At 55.2% G+C, this 524-nt stretch carries 1 rRNA gene; it reads left to right on the top strand.

Annotated elements, in window-relative coordinates:
- A 23S ribosomal RNA gene (locus I8J29_RS33580) occupies positions 1–524 on the top strand; the annotation flags it as partial.

Genomic DNA, 524 nt, shown 5'->3' with positions numbered 1-524 from the left:
GTCGTGTATAGGTAGAAGTCAGACCGTAAGGACTGGTGGACGGTACACGAGTGAGAATGCCGGTATGAGTAACGAAAAGACAAGTGAGAATCTTGTCCGCCGTAAGCCTAAGGGTTCCTGAGGAAGGTTCGTCCGCTCAGGGTAAGTCGGGACCTAAGGCGAGGCCGAAAGGCGTAGTCGAAGGACAACAGGTTGAGATTCCTGTACCACCGTAAGCCGTTACGAGCAATGGGGTGACGCAGAAGGATAGTGACGCGGGCTGATGGATGCCCGTCCAAGCAGTGAGGCTGATGTGTAGGCAAATCCGCACATCGAAAGGCTGGGCTGTGATGGGGAGCGAAAATTGCAGTAGCGAAGGTCATGAGTTCAGGCTGCCAAGAAAAGCCTCTAGCCAGGCGAAGGTGCCCGTACCGCAAACCGACACAGGTAGGCGAGCAGAGTATGCTAAGGCGCTCGGAAGAACTCTCGTTAAGGAACTCGGCAAAATGACCCCGTAACTTCGGGAGAAGGGGTGCCTCGGTAGG

It is taken from the genome of Paenibacillus artemisiicola (assembly GCF_017652985.1).
Lineage (GTDB): Bacteria > Bacillota > Bacilli > Paenibacillales > Paenibacillaceae > Paenibacillus_Z > Paenibacillus_Z artemisiicola.
Note: the sequence above shows the minus strand (reverse complement) of the source record. Positions and strands in the feature narration are given on the sequence as shown.